This is a genomic window from Ruegeria sp. CK1, assembly GCF_056536545.1.
On the sequence record NZ_JBQFPX010000001.1, the window covers coordinates 348,873 to 368,383 of the forward strand.

The window sequence follows — 19,511 nt, forward strand, 5'->3', positions numbered from 1 at the left end:
CGGTTACGCCTCCTTCAGTTTGCCAGCCGCGTCATGGATCGCGGCGCGGGTACGGGGGTAGGTGCCGCAACGACACAAGTTGCCTTGCATCGCGTCGTCAATGTCTTTGTCAGACGGCGCGGGGTTTTCCGCCAGCAGGGCCGCAGCTTGCATGATCTGACCCGACTGGCAGTAACCACACTGAGCAACTTGATGATCGACCCAAGCTTGCTGCAACGCGTTCATCGCATCCGGGGAACCAATCCCTTCAATCGTTGACACGTCGCCCCAGACATCCGACAACGCGACCTGACAGGACCGAACGGCCTCGCCATCAATGTGCACGGTGCAGGCCCCACAGGCGGCGACACCGCAGCCGAACTTGGTTCCAGTCAAGCCAACCTCATCCCGCAGTACCCAAAGCAGGGGCACGTCATCTGGCAGGTCAACCTTATGTTGCGTTCCGTTGATCTTAAGGGTGGTCGCCATGGCGCACCTCGTATAGCTGTGGCTAGTTTCTGACATAATTGTCGCAAAGTGTCAGCATGTCAATTGACAAAATAAACAAAAACTGTCACCAGTTCAGATATGACCGAAGCAATTGACGATTCACGGCAAAAGGCCATCCTGAACTCGGCTTTTCAGGCTTTTTCCGCTTATGGATACAAAAAGACCTCGATGGACGACATAGCGCGCGGGGCGGGCATGTCCCGACCAGCGGTTTATCTGCATTACAAGAATAAAGAGGCGATCGTCCGCAAACTGACCGAGATATACTACGCTGACAAAACCATCGCCGTGTCTCAGGCTTTGGTATCACAGGGGACGGTGCCCGAAGTTCTGGCCCGCGCGATTCAGGCGCAGACTGCGGGAATGGCGGCAATTCTGGCCTCTCCCCATGGGTTAGAAATGTTGGATAACACCAAGTCCATGGCGGCCGAGATCGTCGCGGACGGAGAGGCCAAGCTTGCCGGGTTGTATGCCGACTGGCTGTCACAGCAGGAACAGGTGGGACGGGTTCGTCTACCCGCTGAGGCTGCTGAAACTGGTCGGACAATCACGGCAACGCTGAAAGGGCTCAAGATGATCGGTGCCGGGGCTGAGGTCTACGAACATCAGGTCGCTCAGGTAGCTACTTTGATCGGTGCGGGGCTAGAGGTCAGGTAACCCGCTGCCGCACCTTGTATTCCGGTGTGTCCCACAGACGATTGCCTATGACATCGGCCAGAATATCAACTGCGCGTTCCACGTCCTGCTCGTCGATGTAAAGCGGAGTAAAGCCAAACCGCATAATATCGGGGGCACGAAAATCACCGATCACACCGCGAGCGATCAGGGCCTGCATGGCTGCGTACCCGTCGGCAAATCGGAAAGACACTTGGCTGCCGCGCTTGTTCGGGTCGCGTGGGCTGGCCAGCTCAAGCTCGGAACAGGTTGCTTCAACACGCGCAATGAAGAGCTCGGTCAGATCAATGGACTTGGCGCGAACATCGTTCATGTTGGTCATGTCCCAGATATCCATCGCCGCCGACAGCGCGGTCATTTGGATGATCGGAGGGGTTCCGACCCTCATTCTTTCGATCCCGTTGCCGGGGCGGTAATCCAAATCGAAGGCAAATGGCGCCTCGTGTCCCAGCCAGCCGGACAGCGCGGGCCGTGCACGATCTGCAAGATGCGGCGCTACGTAAATAAATGCAGGCGCGCCGGGGCCACCGTTTAGGTATTTGTAGGTGCAGCCCACGGCGAAATCAGCGTTGCAGCCTGATAGATCAACAGGAATGGCGCCTGCTGAGTGGGCCAGATCCCAAACAGTAACCACACCATTAGCATGAGCCAGCTCGGTCAATGCCCTCATGTCATGCATGCGGCCACTTCGATAGTCGACTTCTGTTAGCATTAATACGGCGACGTCCTCGGTGATGTTTTCAGCCACATCATCAGGCGCAACAACGCGGAGTTCGTATCCAGACCCTAACGAACGTAACAGGCCATCCACCATATAAAGGTCAGACGGGAAGTTGCCGCTGTCAGAAAGCACGACGTTGCGCTTTGGATTGATTTCCAAGGCCGATGCCACAGCCTGATATACTTTGATCGACAGGGTGTCGCCGGTCACGACTGTTCCGGGTTCCGCTCCTATCAGGCCTCCTATGCGGTCACCTAGTCCGGTTGGCAAACCCATCCACCCCGCCTTATTCCAGCCGGTGATCAGCATTTGCCCCCATTCTTTGACCATCATGTCATTCACCCGTTGCGCCGCTGCTTTAGGCAACGGGCCAAGCGAATTTCCATCTAGGTAAATCACGCCTTCAGGCAGGTCGAACATGGCTTTGGTCGCGGCAAAGTCTGTCATCTTGGGCTTAACACCTTGTCTTGTAAGTCATCGCCGTGGTTCGGCCTATCCCATCCATTTGTGCCTGTCCATCGATGCGACAACCTTAGCTTTTGCCAATCCGGTTTGAAAGCGGTAGGACAACGCATAGAAACGACACGTGCCTCACGTGACGTCAGTCTAAAGGACTATCTATGCGCTGGATCGATGTCCCGCCAGTTTGGCTTGCCGGTTTCGTGTTGCTGGCTTGGGTGCAGGGGCAATTCTTCGGGATGGGCTTGTCGCTTGAGAGTGGGTTTACCGATCTGCTGAGCGGTATTTTGATTGGGGGTGGAATTCTGATCGCGGTTCTGGCGATTTTCGAGTTTCGCCGTCACAAGACGACGGTTATTCCGCATGAAACCCCGTCGGCACTGGTGCAGTCGGGCATTTATTCTCGCAGCCGCAATCCGATCTATGTGGGCGACATTCTGATTCTTGCGGGTCTGATCCTGAGGTTCGACGCAGTGCTGTCACTGGTGTTGATTCCTGTCTTTGTCTGGGTTCTAGAACGCCGCTTTATCCTGCCCGAAGAAGATCGTATGCGCCGGACCTTTCGTGCAGATTTCGCCCGCTACGAACGCAAGACCCGTAGGTGGATTTAGCATGGAGCGATCAATGACACCACGTAATCCATGCTGCGCTTGCGAAATAAAGTTGCGCAAGATACATCTTTGCTTAACAAACATAACCGAACGGCGCTCGAAATGAGCGAGAACTAGGGGGACTTCCAGTGAAAATAGGCACACCGAAGGAGATATTGGACGGGGAGAACCGGGTCGCGATGACGCCCGAGTCCGCCGTGCAGTTGCAGAAACTGGGCTATGACTGCGCCATCGAAAAAGGAGCGGGAGTTGCCGCTGGTTTTTCGGATGCCGCGTACGAAGCAGTGGGCGTTGAGATCGTTAAGACCGCTGCATCGCTTTGGAAGAACTCGGATATCGTTGCCAAGGTTCGTATCCCGACCGAGACCGAGATGAAGCGTCTGACCAAGGGCAAGACGCTGATTTCCTTCTTCAACCCGGCGGGTAATGAAGAGGGGATGGATCTGGCCAAGTCCAAGGGTGCCAATGTCATCGCAATGGAGATGGTGCCGCGTATTTCGCGCGCGCAGAAGATGGACGCACTGTCGTCCATGGCCAACATCGCCGGTTACCGCGCAGTGATCGAGGCGGGCAATAACTTTGGCCGTTTCTTCACCGGTCAGGTGACCGCTGCAGGTAAGGTGCCACCCGCCAAGGTGCTGATCGTCGGTGCCGGAGTGGCTGGTCTGGCGGCGATCGGAACGTCGACCTCGTTGGGGGCAATCACGTACGCGTTTGACGTGCGCCCCGAGGTGGCTGAGCAGGTCGAATCCATGGGCGCTGAATTCGTCTATTTGGATTTTGAGGAAGAACAGCAGGACGGCGCGGCCACTGGCGGATATGCCTCGGTCCAGTCGGAAGAATTCCGCAATGCACAACTGGCCAAGTTCCGCGAGCTGGCACCCGAGATGGACATCGTGATCACCACTGCTCTGATCCCGAACCGCCCGGCGCCTAAGCTGTGGTTGGAAGATATGGTCAAGGCGATGAAGCCAGGCTCGGTCATTGTCGACCTGGCTGCTGAACGCGGTGGTAACGTCGAAGGTACGGTACCGGACGAAAAGGTCGTCACCGACAACGGCGTGACCATCATCGGCTATACCGACTTCCCCAGCCGAATGGCGGCGCAGTCTTCGTCGCTATATGCGACCAACATCCGCCACATGATGACCGACCTGACGCCTGAAAAGGACGGTCAGATCAATCATGACATGGAAGATGACGTGATCCGCGGCGCGACCGTGACCCATGAGGGTGAGATTACTTTCCCGCCACCGCCGCCCAAGGTGCAGGCGATCGCGGCGCAGAAAAAACCCGAGGTCAAGGAACTGACCCCAGAGGAGAAAAAGGCGCAGGAGATTGCGGCCTTCAAGGCGCAGACCAAGCAGCAGTTCACACTGCTGGGTGTCGGCGGCGCGCTGATGCTGCTGGTGGGGCTGATCGCTCCGGCCAGCTTTATGCAGCATTTCATCGTTTTCGTGCTGGCCATTTTTGTGGGTTTCCAGGTGATCTGGAACGTCTCGCACAGTTTGCACACTCCGCTCATGGCGATCACCAACGCGATCTCGTCGATTATCATCGTCGGTGCTTTGATGCAGATCGGATCGGGGTCATTCCTGGTCATTCTGCTGGCGGCGCTGTCGGTCTTCATGGCCGGGATCAACATTGTTGGCGGCTTCCTCGTAACCCGGCGCATGCTCGCCATGTTCCAGAAATCTTAAGGAGGCCGGGCACATGGAATTTGGCTTCACTACTGCCGCCTATGTCGTTGCGGCTGTCCTTTTCATTCTTTCGCTCGGCGGTCTGTCGAACCAGGAAAGCGCCAAGCGCGCGGTATGGTACGGTATCGTCGGTATGGCGCTGGCGGTCTTCGCGACGCTGGTTGGCCCCGGTTCGGGTCTGTGGCTTCTGTCGCTGCTGCTGATCGCTGGTGGCGGTTTCATCGGCCAGTACGTGGCGCAGCGCGTGCAGATGACCGAGATGCCGCAGCTTGTGGCCGCGATGCACTCGCTGGTGGGTTTGGCGGCTGTCTTCGTCGGTTTCAACGCGCATTTTGAGATTGGCAACGTGGCGCAAGTCATGGCTATTGCTGACAGTGCGGCGCAGGCGGACCTGTCCGATTTGGGCGCATTTGCCAAGCTGATCGCCAAGAAGACGGCGGCCGAGCTGGCGATCCTGCATGTCGAACTGTTCCTGGGCATCTTCATCGGTGCGATCACCTTTACCGGATCGGTCGTGGCCTATGGCAAGCTGGCAGGCAAAGTGACGTCTGCGGCAACCAAGTTACCGGGTGGTCATGCGCTGAACGCGGCTGCGGCAGGTCTCTCGCTGATTTGCCTGATCTGGTACACCAGCACTGGCGGTTTCTTCCCGCTGTTCCTGATGACGCTGGCCGCATTGTTTATCGGCTATCACTTGATCATGGGCATCGGCGGTGCCGACATGCCGGTGGTTGTGTCGATGCTGAACAGCTACTCGGGCTGGGCTGCAGCTGCGATTGGTTTCTCGCTGGGCAACGACCTGTTGATCGTGGTTGGTGCGCTGGTGGGTTCGTCAGGTGCGATCCTGTCCTACATCATGTGTAAGGCGATGAACCGTCACTTTGTCAGCGTGATCCTTGGCGGCTTTGGCGGCCCTCAGGGCGAGCAAATGGCGGTCGAAGGCGAGCAGGTGGCCATTGATGCCGACGGTGTGGCGGCTGCGTTGAATGACGCTGACAGCGTTATCATCATCCCCGGCTACGGCATGGCGGTGGCGCAGGCGCAGCAGTCTGTTTCCGAATTGGTTCGAAAGTTGCGCGCCAAGGGCAAAGAGGTGCGCTTTGCGATCCACCCAGTTGCGGGACGCTTGCCAGGCCACATGAACGTTCTGCTGGCCGAGGCGAAGGTGCCTTACGACATCGTTCTGGAAATGGACGAGATCAACGAGGACTTCCCGGATACGGATGTCGCCATCGTCATCGGCTCGAACGACATCGTAAACCCTGCGGCTCAGGAAGATCCCAACAGCCCCATCGCTGGAATGCCGGTGCTGGAATGCTGGAAGGCAAAGCAGGTTTTCGTGTCCAAGCGTGGTCAGGGCACAGGGTACTCGGGCATCGAAAACCCACTGTTCTTCAAAGAGAACACCCGCATGTTCTATGGCGACGCCAAACAGTCGCTTGATAAACTGCTGCCCATGATCGACTGAGAATTGTAAAACCCAACACAGAAGGCGCCCCAATCGGGCGCCTTTTTTCATTTTAAGGTACTCTGCCGGTATAGGAGGTGAACAATGGAAAAAGTAAACGGCATAGGCGGTATCTTCTTTCGGGCGCGTGATCCTGAGGCCCTAAGCGCGTGGTACGAGAAACATTTGGGTGTATCTCATTACGACCCTGTGCCCTGGAAGCAGCGCGAGGGATATACGGTCTTTGCACCCTTTGCCCAGGATACAGAGTACTTTGGGCGTGAGGACCAGCAGTGGATGATCAACTTCCGCGTCGATGATCTGGCAGCCATGATCGCACAGCTGGAAACGGCTGGGATTTCGGTTGAAACCCGCGCCGAATGGGACAGTGAGGTCGGAAAATTTGCCCGCATTCACGATCCCGAGGGTAATCCCATCGAGCTGTGGCAACCAAATCAATAAGATAGCAGGAATGTATACCGTTGTATCCTTGTAAGTATATGAAATAAAATGAGAATTGATGTATTTCTGACGTATCGTATAGTGCCTCTGGTGAAACGGAGCCTAGCATGACGCCCATCGATGACCACCCTTTGCGCTACGCACTGGCTAATGAATTGCACGCGCGTCCTTTCCCGGTGGCGGCAACGCCTTGCACTGTGGTCTTTCTGGCGATCAAAAAGCCTGTTGCCGCAGTGGCGCGGGATCGAGACGAGGATCTGGCGCATCTGATTGATCTGCTAGACCGCCATGGGGCACAGCATCCTCAGCCGAATGCAACTCATTACGCTGGTCAGATCGGGCGCCACTGGCTGAAATGGGAGCAGCATACCGAATTCGTCGCGTATACTGCGATCACGCAGAACGTCAGCGACCGTCCATTTAATCCTGCGGATTTTGAGGTTTTCCCACCCGATTGGTTGATGTCCAGTCCGGGGCAACGGATCACCTCGGCCATGATCCGTGTGGTCGAGCGCCAAGAGGATGATGCAATAAAAGCCTCTTTGCTAAACTGGTTCGAGCCTGAAAGCCTCGCGGTGGCCCGTGTGCTGGATGATTCTGCGGTTTGTGCCAGCGATTTCCGCATTGATCCGGCCGGACATATGCGGATTGCGCTGTTTGTCTCTGAGGGCACTGGTCGGCGCAGAACAGGGCGCATCATCCAACGTCTGTGCGAGATCGAGACATACAAGGCCATGTCGATGCTGGGCTTTGCCCGAGTCAAGCAACTGATGCCCAGAATTGGCGAATTGGACGGCAAACTGACCGAGCTGATGGGGCAGATGACTGATAATTCAGCCCACCCTGACGAGTTACTTCCCGATCTGCTGTCGACATCAACCGAGCTTGAGACACTTTCGGCCCAATGTTCTTTCCGCTTCGGAGCAACAGGGGCTTATGAGGCCATAGTAAACCAGCGGATCGAGGTCTTGCGCGAAGAACGGTTTCAAGGTGGTCAAAGCTTTGCCGATTTTATGATGCGCCGTTACGATCCGGCTATTCGTACCGTGAAATCGACCGAGCGTCGGCTGCAGGCGCTATCGGATCGGGCCATTCGCGCCGGGGAATTGCTGCGAACGCGCGTGGATGTGGAGCGCAGTGCCCAGAACCAAGCCTTGCTGGAAAGCATGGATCGACGTGCCGATCTGGCCCTGCGCTTGCAACATACGGTCGAGGGGCTTTCGGTGGTGGCAATCAGCTACTACGCCGTGTCTCTGGTCAGCTATCTTCTTTACCCGCTTACAAAGGCTGGGATTAGCAAAGGCATGTTGACCGCCGTTGTGACGATACCGGTTGTCCTGTCAGTTTGGTTCGCCATCCGACAAATCCGAAAACGGCTGGAATGATCAGCATTTGCCAATCCTTGCACAAGCGGTAGAACTGAGGCGTTTGACGCATTCTGCGAAGGATTCCCGGTGATTGGACTGTTGGCCGCTTGGCGGGCCGTTTCTGCCATGTTCATCCTGAATGGTGCGCTGTTCGGCATCTGGGCGTCGCGCATTCCAGCGGTGCGGGATAGACTGGATCTGTCGCACGAAGCTTTGGGCTACGGGCTGCTGTTCATGGCAGCGGGGGCAGTATGTTCTTTCCCGGTGACAGGGCGGCTGACTGACCATTTTGGAGCGGTGACAATTACGCGGGTCATCGCCGTGCTCTACACATTATCTCTGATCTTGTTGGCCATGGCGGACGGATTTTGGGTGCTTGCGGCCCTTTTGTTTGTCTTCGGTGCCTTTCACGGCTCGATGGACGTAGCAATGAACGCTTGGGCGGCTGAAGTCGAACAAGCTTATAATAAGCCGGTGATGTCATCGTTCCACGCAATGTGGAGCCTCGGGGCAGGGCTGGGGGCGCTCAGCGGGTACGGGGCGGTTCAGCTTGGGCTAACGGTAATGCAGCACTTTTTGCTGGCTGGCGGCTTCGTCGTGGTTTTGGCTCTGGTCTTGTCGTGGGTGCAATGGACCTCGCGCACGGCTGTTTCCAAAGGCGGTACCGTGTTTGCCTTGCCGTCCGGCGCGCTGGTCCTTGTCGGGTTTACAGCTTTGTGTGGCGCATTGGGGGAAGGCGCCGTGGCGGATTGGAGCGCGATTTTCCTGCGCGACGTGACCGGAGCCGCAGAAAGCATCGCCGCGCTGGGATATGCAGTGTTTTCAGTCACGATGGTGGGGTTTCGTCTGGCAGGTGGATTCGTCATCGTCCGGTTCGGCCCGGTCGCCACCGCGCGGTTTGGGGGCATCTGCGCTGCGTTGGGTGTTTTCACGGTCGTTTCGGCAGTACAAGCCGGATTGGCGCTTGTGGGTTTTGCCTTGATGGGCGTTGGGTATGCGGTGATCATGCCGCTTGCCTTCAGCCGGGCCGCGAATGATCCGAACGTGCCGCCGGGTCAGGCTATAGCCAGCGTGGCGACATTGGGGTACGGAGGGATGCTTATCGGTCCCCCGCTTATTGGGTTTCTAGCCGAGATGCTTACATTGCGATTGGCGTTCGCGGCTTTGTTGCCGTTGGCCGTCTTGATCGTCCTGCTGGCCGGCGCGCTGAGACCTGCGCCTTTGGACTGACAACTGAGATTTACGAACCGGGGATTGCGCCCCGGTAAATAGAATAAGATGGGAGCAAACTATGCCGATCAAAAACCGTTTTGCCGAATTGCAGGGTGAAATCACTGAATGGCGACGTGATATTCACGAAAATCCCGAAATTCTGTTTGAGACACACCGCACCAGTGCTCTGGTTGCTGAAAAACTGAAAGAATTCGGGTGTGATGAGGTTGTGACCGGAATTGGTCGCACTGGGGTTGTTGGGGTGATCAAGGGCAAAGTTGACACTGTTGGCAAAGTGATTGGTCTGCGGGCAGACATGGACGCTCTGCCGATCCACGAAGCGACTGGCTTGGACTATGCCTCGAAAACGGACGGCGCGATGCATGCCTGCGGACATGACGGTCACACGGCGATGCTGCTGGGGGCCGCGAAATACCTTTCGGAAACCCGGAATTTCGACGGTACGGCTATCGTGATCTTTCAGCCCGCAGAAGAAGGTGGCGGCGGCGGCCGCGAAATGTGTGAAGATGGTATGATGGACCGATGGGGCATCCAGGAGGTCTATGGCATGCACAACTGGCCCGGTCGTCCGGTGGGTAGCTTCGCCATCCGACCCGGCGCGTTCTTTGCGGCCACAGATCAGTTCGACATTACTTTTGAAGGTAAAGGGGGGCATGCGGCCAAACCGCATGAAACGGTCGACACCACTGTAATGGCAGCGCAGGCAGTCCTGGCGTTGCAAACAATCGCTGCGCGCAATGCTGATCCGGTGGACCAAGTTGTGGTATCGGTCACGTCATTTGAAACCTCGTCCACGGCTTTCAACGTCATTCCGCAATCGGTGCAACTCAAGGGTACCGTCCGTACCATGAGCGCCGAGATGCGGGACATGGCAGAAAAACGGATCAAGGAGATCTGTGAGGGCGTTGCAGCAACCTTTGGCGGCGCTGCCGAAGTAACCTATTATCGGGGTTACCCAGTTATGGTGAACAGCGACGAACAAACTGATTTCGCCGCGGATGTCGCGCGATCCGTATCGGGTAGCTGCGACGATGCTCCGCTGATCATGGGCGGTGAAGATTTTGCCTTTATGCTCGAAGAACGGCCCGGGGCATATATTTTGGTCGGCAATGGCGATACTGCGGCGGTGCATCATCCGGAATACAACTTCAACGATGAGGCAATTCCAGCCGGGTGCAGTTGGTGGGCCGAGATTGTCGAACAGCGGATGCCCGCGGCTTAGTGGACAGGGCGGGGGCTCTGCCCCCGCACCCCCGGGATATTTTTAGCCGGATGAAGATGGATCTTGGCGTGTCAGTCTGAGTTCGGTGCAAAGCGTTTCGACGATTATGTCCAGTGCAGATTTTTGTGTGTTCACACAGGATTTCGCCGCAGTGCGCGCGCGCTCTAACGTGGTTTGATCGGATAGCCAGGCTGCGACCGCTTCTGCCAGTTCGGGCGCAGTTTGGACTCGCAGTGCTCCTCCGGTTTCGATCAGCGGGGCGAAGGTTTCGGCGAAATTGAAATAGCCTGGGCCGGTTATGACAGCAGCACCGGCCTGGGCAGGCTCAAACGGGTTGTGGCCTCCGATTTCTTTCAGTGAACCCCCAAGGAATACGATCGGACAAAGGGCGTACCATGTGCCTGTTTCACCCAATGTGTCGGCCATGTAGACCTGCGTTTGATCAGTAATTTGATCATTGTTTGAACGGATTGCCGCATTTTGCCCAGCCTTTGCTATTAGCGCGGCGACGTCTTCACGTCTTTCTGGGTGCCGTGGGATCAATAGTAACAGCAAATCGGGCCAACGTTTGAGAAGTTCGGCGTGGGCTGCTAGAACAGTTTCCTCTTCTCCTGCATGGGTCGAACTGGCGATCCACATGGGACGGTTTCCGATTTGTGAACGGATGTTAGACAGCGCCGTCTGATCCGCCGGCAGAGGATCAGACATGGCTTTGAGGTTTGTGCCAGGCCGCACCCGGTCAGCGGGTGCGCCCATAGCTATCAGGTTTTTAGCTGTTTTTTCGTTTTGAGTTAGAAGCAGGCGAAACTGGTCGAAAATGAACTGCGCGGTCTTTGGGCGCTTCTTCCAGCCCTCGACGGATTTGTCTGACAGCCGGGCATTCAGCAGTGCTAAAGGCACCCCCCGCTTGGCGCTTTCAACGATTAGGCGCGGCCAGATCTCACTTTCGACAAAGATGCCAGCATCCGGTCTCCAGTGATCCAGAAACCGCCCGACAGGACCAGCAGTATCCAAGGGTGGGTATTGATGGCGAGCACGCGCCGGCATGCGTTTTTTGATCAACGCGGCTGAGGTCGGCGTGCCGGAGGTGATCAAAAATTCGGCATCGGGCAGGCGTTCACCAAGGCGTTTGATTAGGCTAATGACTGATAGGGTTTCACCTACACTGGCGGCGTGGAACCATACCAGTTGCCCGCTGGGACGGGGCAAGCTTGCATGACCCAGTCGCTCTTGTTGGCGTGGTTCCGAAACATCCGCAGCCTGTAGCTTGTTCCGCACCGTGCGCCAAACCAGGGGGGCGGCAACGGAGGTCAGGCCGCAATACAAATGGTAGAGCAGCGTCGGTCGGCCAGTTTGGTCCGGCATGTCAGCCGCCTGTATGGCTCATGTGACGGCTCATTTTGCCGTCGACCGCTTGGCGGGAATAGTCGAAGTCATGACCTTTGGGTTTGAGATTGATCGCCGCGCGGATCGCCTCTTCAAGAGGTTTTTCGGTGTCGGGATGATCGCGCAAGGGGGCACGCAAGTCGGCCATGTCCTCTTGACCCAGACACATATAAAGCTCGCCGGTGCAGGTCAGGCGCACGCGGTTGCAGCTTTCGCAGAAATTATGTGAAAGCGGTGTGATGAAACCGATTTTTTGCCCGGTTTCTTCTAGCCGCACGTACCGAGCAGGCCCGCCAGTGCGTTCGGCCAGATCGGTCACGGTATAGTGGTTTTCGTATTCTTTGCGGACGTCTTTCAGGGACCAATACTGATCCAGACGATCTTCGTTTCCGATATCTCCCATCGGCATAACTTCGATCCAAGTCAGGTCCATATCGCGCTCGGCGCACCATTTGGTGATAGTGGGCAGCTCTACCTCATTGAACCCTTTCAGGGCCACGGCGTTGATCTTGATCCGCAGCCCAGCTTTTTGCGCTGCATCGATACCGTTTAGCACCTGTTTCAGACGACCCCAGCGGGTGATCTGAGCAAACTTGTCTTCGTCCAGTGTATCCAGCGACACGTTCACCCGGCGCACGCCAGCGGCGTACAGATCGTCGGCAAAGCGATGCAGCTGCGATCCATTGGTTGTCAGCGTCAGCTCTTTCAGTGCACCGCTGTCCAGATGGCGGGTCATGCTGTTGAAAAACGTCATGATATTGCGGCGTACAAGTGGCTCGCCACCGGTAATACGAAGCTTTTCAACACCTAACTTCACGAAGGTCGAGCACATGCGGTCAAGCTCTTCCAACGTTAGCAGGTCTTTCTTAGGCAGAAACTTCATGTCTTCGGACATGCAATAGACACAGCGGAAATCGCAGCGGTCCGTTACGGAGACGCGGAGATATGTAATCGCACGCGCGAAAGGATCGATAAGTGGAGCGGTCATGCGACATAGGTAAAGCTGGGACATGCCGTCGGCAAGGGAGAACTTTCCTTTGCGCTGGTATAGCTGCGCACCGGTCGGTAAACTGCCCTTATGAGATACACGTTTATTGCTTTGTTCATTTTGGTTGCAGGGTGCGATTCTTTACGGTCGACGACCGATCGGGTTTTTGGGAATGACGACGTTGCCCCCGCGTCAGAAGAGGTTGTTACAGAAGAGGTGTTTGAGCCGGAACCTGTAGCAGCTACTGCTGCCAGCTGGGTCGGGGCAAAGACAACAATTGCCGCTTTGGGTGATCCAACTACACCCGGGCGCTGGCTGGAAACCCCGTTGGTTGAAACAGAATTCACCGGTCGTGTCGTGGTGCCAAGAACCGGGGCGCAGGCGTACATCACCTTGGTGCCCGCGCCCGGGCCGGAAAGTGGGGGCAGTCGTTTGTCGTTAGACGCGATGCGGGCGTTGTTGCTGCCTTTTGACGAACTGGTCGAACTTGAGGTCTATTCAAACTGACTTTTCAGGTATTTTCCGGCTTCTCGGCGGGCAAATGGTTTCATTGCGTCGCCATGCGCGTCCAGAAACACGATCACTCTGGGGGCGTCATGTTTTGACAATTCCCGCAGCCACCATGCAATCGCCTTCTGAATAAACCAGTCACGGTCGGGCACATAGCCCGCAGCCCAGCCGAGAATACGGTCTCGTCGTGCCAGGTCGTCGGGTTTGGGGTGGTTTTGTTTCGTCCAGGGAAGGGTCGCAACAAGCGCCGCGCGGCGGGTCCACATATGGTCTGAGGTTGTCCAACTTTCCACGTGATCCAGCCGCGTTGGATCGGCTGAGAGGCGCTTTTGCATCGCCATACAGGCATGGTCGGCCACGGCCCACGCATCAAAGTCGGGCAGCCAGCTTTGCAGTAACTCCCAAACCGCCTCATCGGGCCGAACACGTGCCTGAGTCAGCAGTTTCGCGGCGGCCACGCGGCCTTCGTGGATGTTGCTCTGCCACAAGGTGTCGGCCAGCGCTATCCGCGCGGGCACGTCCAGTTCCTGACGCCAAGCCTTGGTCAGGTCATTCAGGACAGGATTGGCGACGCCCAGATAAGTTCGGTCAACCTTGTGGTAAGCGGCCATTTGATCCGCGCGCTGGGCGTCTGCATGCGCCTTGATCTGGTCGATGTAGGTTGCTTGCATTGAACCGGTCAGCAGTACTGGTGGGCTTGCCGTGTGAAGGCACACCACATCAGCGTCATTCGATTGGTTTGCAGAAAAGGCCAAACTGCCTGATTGCTGCTGCCGCTCAGGTTCGTCCAACCAATCCGGTCAGTTTCCTGAACGCGTAGCGAAGCCATCCTGTTGGGCGAGATATTCTCGCGCCCATCAGGCCCTGCTGCGCCAACAAAGAGCATGCGCTGCTGCTCCATGGACCTTCGCACGATTTCAGCCCATTTCGGTAACAACTTGACCATTGGTTCACTCTACCGTGACAGACTTTGCCAAATTGCGTGGTTGGTCCACATCTGTACCCTTGGCAACTGCCGTATGGTACGCCAGCAGCTGCGCCGGTATCGAATATAGGATGGGTGCAAGGTTTGTATGGACATGCGGCATTCGAATAGTGTTCCAGACACCATCCTGCGCTTCCGCTATACCCGCGTCATCAGAGACCAGAATGACTTTACCTTTGCGCGCCATAACCTCTTGCATGTTTGAGATTGTCTTATCGAAGACCGCATCGCGCGGGGCCATTACAACAACCGGCATATGCTTGTCGATTAAGGCGATTGGACCGTGCTTCAGCTCTCCAGACGCATATCCTTCGGCGTGAATGTAGCTAATTTCCTTGAGCTTCAGGGCACCTTCCATGGCCAGCGGGTACATCAGACCCCGGCCAAGAAACAGAACGTCGCGTGCCTCGGACAGGCGCTGGGCAGATTTTTTGATAGCGCGGTTTTGGTCAAGCGCCGTATTCAGAATTGACGGCAACCCTCGCAATGCTGCGGCATGATCGGCCAGCTCTTCGTCTGACAGCGTTCCCCGGTCTGCAGCGGCCTTAAGCGCCAGCATCAGCAACACGCTTAGTTGGCAAGTGAAGGCCTTGGTCGAGGCTACGCCGATTTCGACACCCGCGTGGATTGGCAGGGCGATATCGCTCTCTCGTGCAATCGAGCTTTCGGGGACATTGATTACGGAAATGACCTTGTCCGCCTTACCTTCGCAGTATCGCAATGCTGCCAGAGTATCTGCCGTTTCACCCGACTGGCTGACAAACAGCGCCGCAGTGCGGCTTGGGATTGGAGGCTCGCGATAACGGAACTCGCTGGCGATATCGACTTCAACAGGCAATTTCGCCAGTTGTTCGAACCAGTATTTAGCGGTCAGGCAGGCATAAAAAGCAGTTCCACAAGCGACCATGGTCAGGCGGTCCAGCTTGGCGAAATCCAGCTCTTCGGGCAGGGCGACCCGATCGCTGCCTGTCGGCAGGTAAGACCGTATTGCTTCGGCAACGACCGTTGGCTGTTCAGCGATTTCCTTGGCCATGTAGTGTTTGTGGCCAGCTTTATCCGCGCGCGTTTGGTCCAGTTTGATGCGTCGAGTTTCGCGGTTGGCCAGCTCACCGGCCTCGTTGCGGATTTCCAGCGACGTGCGGGTTAGAACCGCCCGGTCGCCCTCTTCAAGATAAGTGATGCGGTCGGTCAAAGGAGCAAGCGCAATGGCGTCCGAGCCCACATACATCTCGCCGTCTCCATGACCAATCGCCAAAGGTGATCCCTTGCGAGCTGCCACGATCAAATCGTCCTGACCATCAAACAGAAAGGCCAGTGCAAATGCACCGTGCAATCTATCGATGGTTTTAAATGCCGCTTCAACAGGAGAAAGGCCGTCATTCAGATAGTGCTCGGCCAACAACGCGACGGTTTCGGTATCAGTTTCTGTTGAGAAATCGATACCGTACTGCGCCAGTTCAGTTCTTAACTCGCGATAGTTCTCGACGATGCCATTATGAACGACGGCCACAGGCCCAGCCTTGTGTGGGTGTGCATTGGTTACCGAGGGCGCGCCGTGGGTTGCCCAGCGCGTGTGGCCAATTCCGGACTTTCCGGGCAAAGGTTCGTGAACCAGCATATCACTAAGGTTCACCAGTTTTCCCACAGCCCGACGACGTCCCAACGTGCCGTTGTCTACTGTTGCGATACCGGCACTGTCATAGCCGCGGTATTCCAATCGCTTCAGGGCTTCGACCAAAATTGGCGCGGCCTCGTGCTGTCCCAATACACCGACAATACCACACATGATTTAACTTCCTTTATCGCGACGAGCCTTCTTCGCCTTCAACATATCAAACAATTTGCGCGCATAGCCCGGCTTATTATCTTGCTTCGCACGGGCCACGGCCAAGGCATCGGGCTCTACATCTCGCGTTACCACGGTCCCAGTTGCAGTCATTGCGCCATCGCCAATTGAAACGGGGGCCACCAGCATGGTGTTCGATCCAACAAAGACATTCTCACCTATCGTGGTGCGATGCTTCATCACGCCGTCGTAGTTACAGGTGATCGTGCCCGCACCTATATTAGTGGTGGCACCGACCGAAGCATCGCCGATATAGCTTAGGTGATTAACTTTGGCGCCTTCAGCAATCTCTGCGTTTTTGACCTCGACAAAGTTGCCAATGCGTGTGTTTTCGGCCAGTTCCGCGCCGGGACGAAGACGAGCATAGGGGCCGACAACTGCACCGCGGCTGACGTGGCAACCTTCCAGATGCGAAAATGCGCGGATCGTTGCGCCGCTTTCGACGGTTACCCCGGGGCCGAAGACGACATTGGGCTCAATCACAGTGTCCCGGCCAATGATCGTGTCAGCGGCCAGATAAACGGTTTCTGGGGCCATCAAAGTGACCCCAAGATCCAACAGTTCAGCGCGGGCGCGGGTTTGAAACACGGCATCGGCTGCGGCCAGATCGGCACGAGAGTTGACGCCTAGGGTCTGCGCCTCGTCACAGGAGACCGCAGTGACCTTCAGACCGCGATTGCGGGCAATCTCGACGACATCCGGCAGGTAGTATTCGCCCGCCGCATTGTCATTTGTGACCTTCTCAATCAGTGTAAACAAAGTTTGCGCATCACAGGCCAAAAGACCAGAATTACAAAGCGTTATTGCGCGCTCTTCAACTGAGGCATCCTTGAACTCGACGATTCGTTCCAGGCTGTCGCCCTTCATAACCAGTCGGCCATAGCGTGCGGGATCGGCTGCCTCGAAGCCCAGAATGACAAGATCGTTTTCAGCCCGTGCCGCGATCATGCGTTCCAGCGTGTCGGACTGCAAAAATGGCGTGTCGCCGTACAGAACCACTACGTCGCCCGAGAATCCGTCCAGCGCCTCGCGCGCCTGCGCGACGGCATGGGCTGTGCCGAGCTGCTCTTCCTGCACTGCGATCTGCGCGGCGTCATCTTCGGCTGTTGCGGCTTTTGCCACCGCTTCGGCACCGTGGCCAGTGACGATCACGGTGCGCTCGGGCGACAGCGCGGCACCGGCGCGCATGGCATGAACCAGCATCGGCACTTGGGCGATGGGATGCAGAACTTTGGGTATATCCGAATGCATCCTGGTGCCTTTTCCGGCGGCAAGGATGACAAGGGCAGTGCTCATGAAATCGATTTCTCTTTGTGTTTTGTTGCAGTCCGTTTTATCCGCTGAGGGCAAAGGCGCAAGCGGTTCGGGGATCAAACAAGATTGCCGTTTGCAACACGACACGGCAAAAACCCGCCGAAGCAGGAGGCGAAATGCGCACAGTTATCTTCGATCTGGACGGAACGCTGGCCGATACGTCGGGCGATCTTCTGGCCGCCGCCAACCATTGTTTTCGCCAGATGGGCCATGGGGATGTGTTGGTTCATGGGCAGGATGCCGCAGTCGCGCTACGTGGTGGGCGGATGATGCTCACTCATGGGTTAAAACGGGTTGGCGCTTATGATGAGGATACCGTGCATGCCTATTACCCGACGCTGCTTGAGGCATATTCACAAGCCATTGATACGCACACGCAGTTTTATCCTGGTGCTCTTGAAGCAGTCGAAGGGTTAAGGGCTGCGGGTTATGGCATTGGAATCTGTACCAACAAGCCAGAAGCACTGGCGCATCAACTGCTGACGCAGATGGGGGTGCGTGATCAGTTTGCTTCGTTGGTCGGGGCGGATACGCTGCCCGTACGCAAGCCAGACCCGGAACCGCTGCGCGAAGCCGCGCGCCGGGCGGGAGGACATCCCGAACTTTGCGTGTTGATCGGCGACTCTGATACCGACCGCAACACGGCGCGGGCGGCGGGTGTGCCTTCGGTGCTTGTAACCTTTGGCCCCTCGGGCAGCGATATGGCCGCGCTAGAGCCCGAAGCCTTGTTGCATCACTTCGATGATCTTCCTGAATTGGTCACCGGCCTTATTGGTGCGGCGGCGTGATCTCTTGACCTGAACACTATGCAGTACCAAAACGAGCTTATGACCGAGACATTTACTGGCAGCTTCACCCAGCAGGAACCAATTCCGGAAGAGGCAATTGACGCCGCCATGGCCGTTCTGCGCCATGGGCGCCTTCACCGCTACAATGTGGCACCCGGCGAATTGGGCGAAACCGCTTTGCTGGAACAGGAGTTTGCGGCGCAGATGGGTGCAAAATATTGTCTGGCTGTGTCTTCAGGCGGATATGCATTGGCGACTGCATTGCGGGCCGTGGGTGTGAAGCCCAGCAATCCGGTGCTGACAAATGCTTTCACATTGGCGCCCGTGCCGGGGTCGATTGCTTCGATTGGGGCGCGACCAGTTTTTGTGGGCGTAACCGAGAGCCTCACGATTGATCTGGATGACTTGGAAACCAAACTGGATCGTGCGCGTGTGCTCATGCTGAGCCATATGCGCGGGCATTTGTGCGACATGGATCGGTTGATGGCGATGTGCGATGCGGCGGGCGTTATTGTGATCGAAGACTGTGCGCACACGATGGGCGCAGCTTGGCGCGGTCAGTTGTCAGGGCGTCAAGGCGCGATCGGGTGTTACTCTTGCCAGACCTACAAACATGTAAATTCGGGTGAAGGTGGGTTGCTGATCACCGATGATGAGGAATTGGCGGCTAAAGCGACGATGCTGTCGGGTTCTTACATGCTTTACGAACGCCACCTCGCCGCACCAAGCCCAGAGGTTTTCGACAAGATCAAATATACAACACCCAATATTTCCGGACGAATGGACAACTTGCGCGCGGCTATCCTGCGCCCGCAGCTGCGTGACCTCGATCGGCAGGTACAGCGCTGGAATGAGCGCTATGATGAGATTGAGGCTGGCTTGAGAGATGCGCCCGGCTTGACCATCGTAGAGCGCCCAAAGGACGAAACCTACGTCGGTTCGTCGATCCAGTTTCTGCTGCTTGACTGGTCATCTGAACGCATCGCCGAGGTGATACGACGTTGTGCAGCGCGGGGTGTAGAGCTGAAGTGGTTCGGCGGCGCAGAGCCAACTGGGTTCACGTCGCGCTATGACAGCTGGCGCTATGCGGACAGTGAGCAATTGCCCTCTAGTGATCGCATTCTCGCGGGTGTGATGGATATGCGCGTACCCCTGACATTTTCTTTGGAGGATTGTCGTCTGATTGCGCGTATCATCCGGTCCGAGGTTGGGGCGGTTTTTCAATCGTGATTTAATTGAGTGCGCTTGGGCGCACGCTCTATCTTTGTGAAATGCCGCTCTGAACAGAGCGGCATTTTCTTTGTGCTT

The 19,511-nt window shown here is 56.6% G+C and carries 19 protein-coding genes; 11 read left to right on the forward strand and 8 right to left on the reverse strand.

Going from position 1 to position 19,511, the window contains the following annotated elements:
* Positions 1–3: 3 nt before the first annotated feature.
* Complete coding sequence (locus ACR0L3_RS01735; RefSeq protein ID WP_480743150.1) at positions 4–468, reverse strand: (2Fe-2S)-binding protein; 465 nt, start codon at positions 466–468, stop codon at positions 4–6.
* 99 nt (positions 469–567) lie between these two features.
* On the opposite strand from ACR0L3_RS01735, the gene ACR0L3_RS01740 reads away from it, so the two are divergent.
* Positions 568–1,146, forward strand: coding sequence for a TetR/AcrR family transcriptional regulator (locus tag ACR0L3_RS01740; RefSeq protein ID WP_480743151.1), 579 nt, complete (start codon positions 568–570; stop codon positions 1,144–1,146).
* Here ACR0L3_RS01740 and kynU read toward each other — a convergent pair.
* Positions 1,139–2,332, reverse strand: coding sequence for a kynureninase (gene kynU, locus ACR0L3_RS01745; RefSeq protein WP_480743153.1), 1,194 nt, complete (start codon positions 2,330–2,332; stop codon positions 1,139–1,141). The two genes, ACR0L3_RS01740 and kynU, sit on opposite strands and share 8 nt — an antisense overlap.
* Before the next feature lie 173 nt (positions 2,333–2,505).
* Here kynU and ACR0L3_RS01750 point away from each other — a divergent pair, with 173 nt between their 5' ends.
* The 7 genes from ACR0L3_RS01750 (at position 2,506) to ACR0L3_RS01780 (ending at position 10,386) form a co-directional block, all read left to right on the forward strand.
* Positions 2,506–2,955, forward strand: coding sequence for a methyltransferase family protein (locus ACR0L3_RS01750; protein WP_480743154.1), 450 nt, complete (start codon positions 2,506–2,508; stop codon positions 2,953–2,955).
* A gap of 128 nt (positions 2,956–3,083) precedes the next feature.
* Entirely contained in the window at positions 3,084–4,655 is a 1,572-nt protein-coding gene (locus ACR0L3_RS01755) for a Re/Si-specific NAD(P)(+) transhydrogenase subunit alpha (RefSeq protein WP_480743156.1), read from the forward strand.
* A 13-nt stretch (positions 4,656–4,668) separates the two neighbouring features.
* Positions 4,669–6,123, forward strand: a complete 1,455-nt coding sequence (locus ACR0L3_RS01760; RefSeq protein WP_480743157.1) for an NAD(P)(+) transhydrogenase (Re/Si-specific) subunit beta — start codon at positions 4,669–4,671, stop codon at positions 6,121–6,123.
* A gap of 84 nt (positions 6,124–6,207) precedes the next feature.
* Positions 6,208–6,564, forward strand: coding sequence for a VOC family protein (locus ACR0L3_RS01765; RefSeq protein WP_480743159.1), 357 nt, complete (start codon positions 6,208–6,210; stop codon positions 6,562–6,564).
* A gap of 107 nt (positions 6,565–6,671) precedes the next feature.
* Positions 6,672–7,949, forward strand: coding sequence for a DUF3422 family protein (locus tag ACR0L3_RS01770; RefSeq protein WP_480743161.1), 1,278 nt, complete (start codon positions 6,672–6,674; stop codon positions 7,947–7,949).
* A gap of 69 nt (positions 7,950–8,018) precedes the next feature.
* A complete protein-coding gene (locus ACR0L3_RS01775; RefSeq protein WP_480743163.1) occupies positions 8,019–9,161 on the forward strand; it encodes an MFS transporter in 1,143 nt (380 codons plus the stop codon).
* Positions 9,162–9,222: 61 nt separating this feature from the next.
* Complete coding sequence (locus ACR0L3_RS01780) at positions 9,223–10,386, forward strand: M20 aminoacylase family protein (protein WP_480743165.1); 1,164 nt, start codon at positions 9,223–9,225, stop codon at positions 10,384–10,386.
* 42 nt (positions 10,387–10,428) lie between these two features.
* On the opposite strand, the gene ACR0L3_RS01785 is transcribed toward ACR0L3_RS01780, so the two are convergent.
* Positions 10,429–11,751, reverse strand: coding sequence for a 3-deoxy-D-manno-octulosonic acid transferase (locus ACR0L3_RS01785; RefSeq protein ID WP_480743166.1), 1,323 nt, complete (start codon positions 11,749–11,751; stop codon positions 10,429–10,431).
* Between the two features lies 1 nt (position 11,752).
* Complete coding sequence (gene moaA, locus ACR0L3_RS01790; protein ID WP_480743167.1) at positions 11,753–12,760, reverse strand: GTP 3',8-cyclase MoaA; 1,008 nt, start codon at positions 12,758–12,760, stop codon at positions 11,753–11,755.
* A 90-nt stretch (positions 12,761–12,850) separates the two neighbouring features.
* Here moaA and ACR0L3_RS01795 point away from each other — a divergent pair, with 90 nt between their 5' ends.
* Entirely contained in the window at positions 12,851–13,267 is a 417-nt protein-coding gene (locus ACR0L3_RS01795) for a hypothetical protein (RefSeq protein WP_480743169.1), read from the forward strand.
* Here the strand turns inward: ACR0L3_RS01795 and ACR0L3_RS01800 are convergent.
* From ACR0L3_RS01800 to glmU, 4 genes are read right to left on the reverse strand one after another with little or no spacing between them, the layout of a single operon-like run.
* Positions 13,255–13,941 carry a DNA alkylation repair protein gene (locus ACR0L3_RS01800; RefSeq protein WP_480743170.1) on the reverse strand — a complete coding sequence of 229 codons (687 nt, stop codon included), beginning with the start codon at positions 13,939–13,941 and terminating at the stop codon, positions 13,255–13,257. The genes ACR0L3_RS01795 and ACR0L3_RS01800 overlap by 13 nt on opposite strands.
* Positions 13,942–13,949: 8 nt before the next feature.
* Positions 13,950–14,216: a hypothetical protein gene (locus tag ACR0L3_RS01805; RefSeq protein WP_480743171.1), complete on the reverse strand. Its 267-nt coding sequence runs from the start codon at positions 14,214–14,216 to the stop codon at positions 13,950–13,952.
* A gap of 4 nt (positions 14,217–14,220) precedes the next feature.
* Positions 14,221–16,041: a glutamine--fructose-6-phosphate transaminase (isomerizing) gene (glmS, locus tag ACR0L3_RS01810; protein WP_480743173.1), complete on the reverse strand. Its 1,821-nt coding sequence runs from the start codon at positions 16,039–16,041 to the stop codon at positions 14,221–14,223.
* 3 nt (positions 16,042–16,044) lie between these two features.
* A complete protein-coding gene (gene glmU, locus ACR0L3_RS01815; RefSeq protein WP_480743174.1) occupies positions 16,045–17,397 on the reverse strand; it encodes a bifunctional UDP-N-acetylglucosamine diphosphorylase/glucosamine-1-phosphate N-acetyltransferase GlmU in 1,353 nt (450 codons plus the stop codon).
* Between the two features lie 134 nt (positions 17,398–17,531).
* Between glmU and ACR0L3_RS01820 the strand changes: the two genes are divergently transcribed.
* Together ACR0L3_RS01820 and ACR0L3_RS01825 are read left to right on the forward strand one after the other, a co-directional pair.
* Entirely contained in the window at positions 17,532–18,203 is a 672-nt protein-coding gene (locus ACR0L3_RS01820) for an HAD-IA family hydrolase (protein WP_480743176.1), read from the forward strand.
* A 39-nt stretch (positions 18,204–18,242) separates the two neighbouring features.
* Complete coding sequence (locus ACR0L3_RS01825) at positions 18,243–19,433, forward strand: DegT/DnrJ/EryC1/StrS family aminotransferase (protein ID WP_480743177.1); 1,191 nt, start codon at positions 18,243–18,245, stop codon at positions 19,431–19,433.
* The last annotated feature ends 78 nt before the right edge of the window (positions 19,434–19,511 follow it).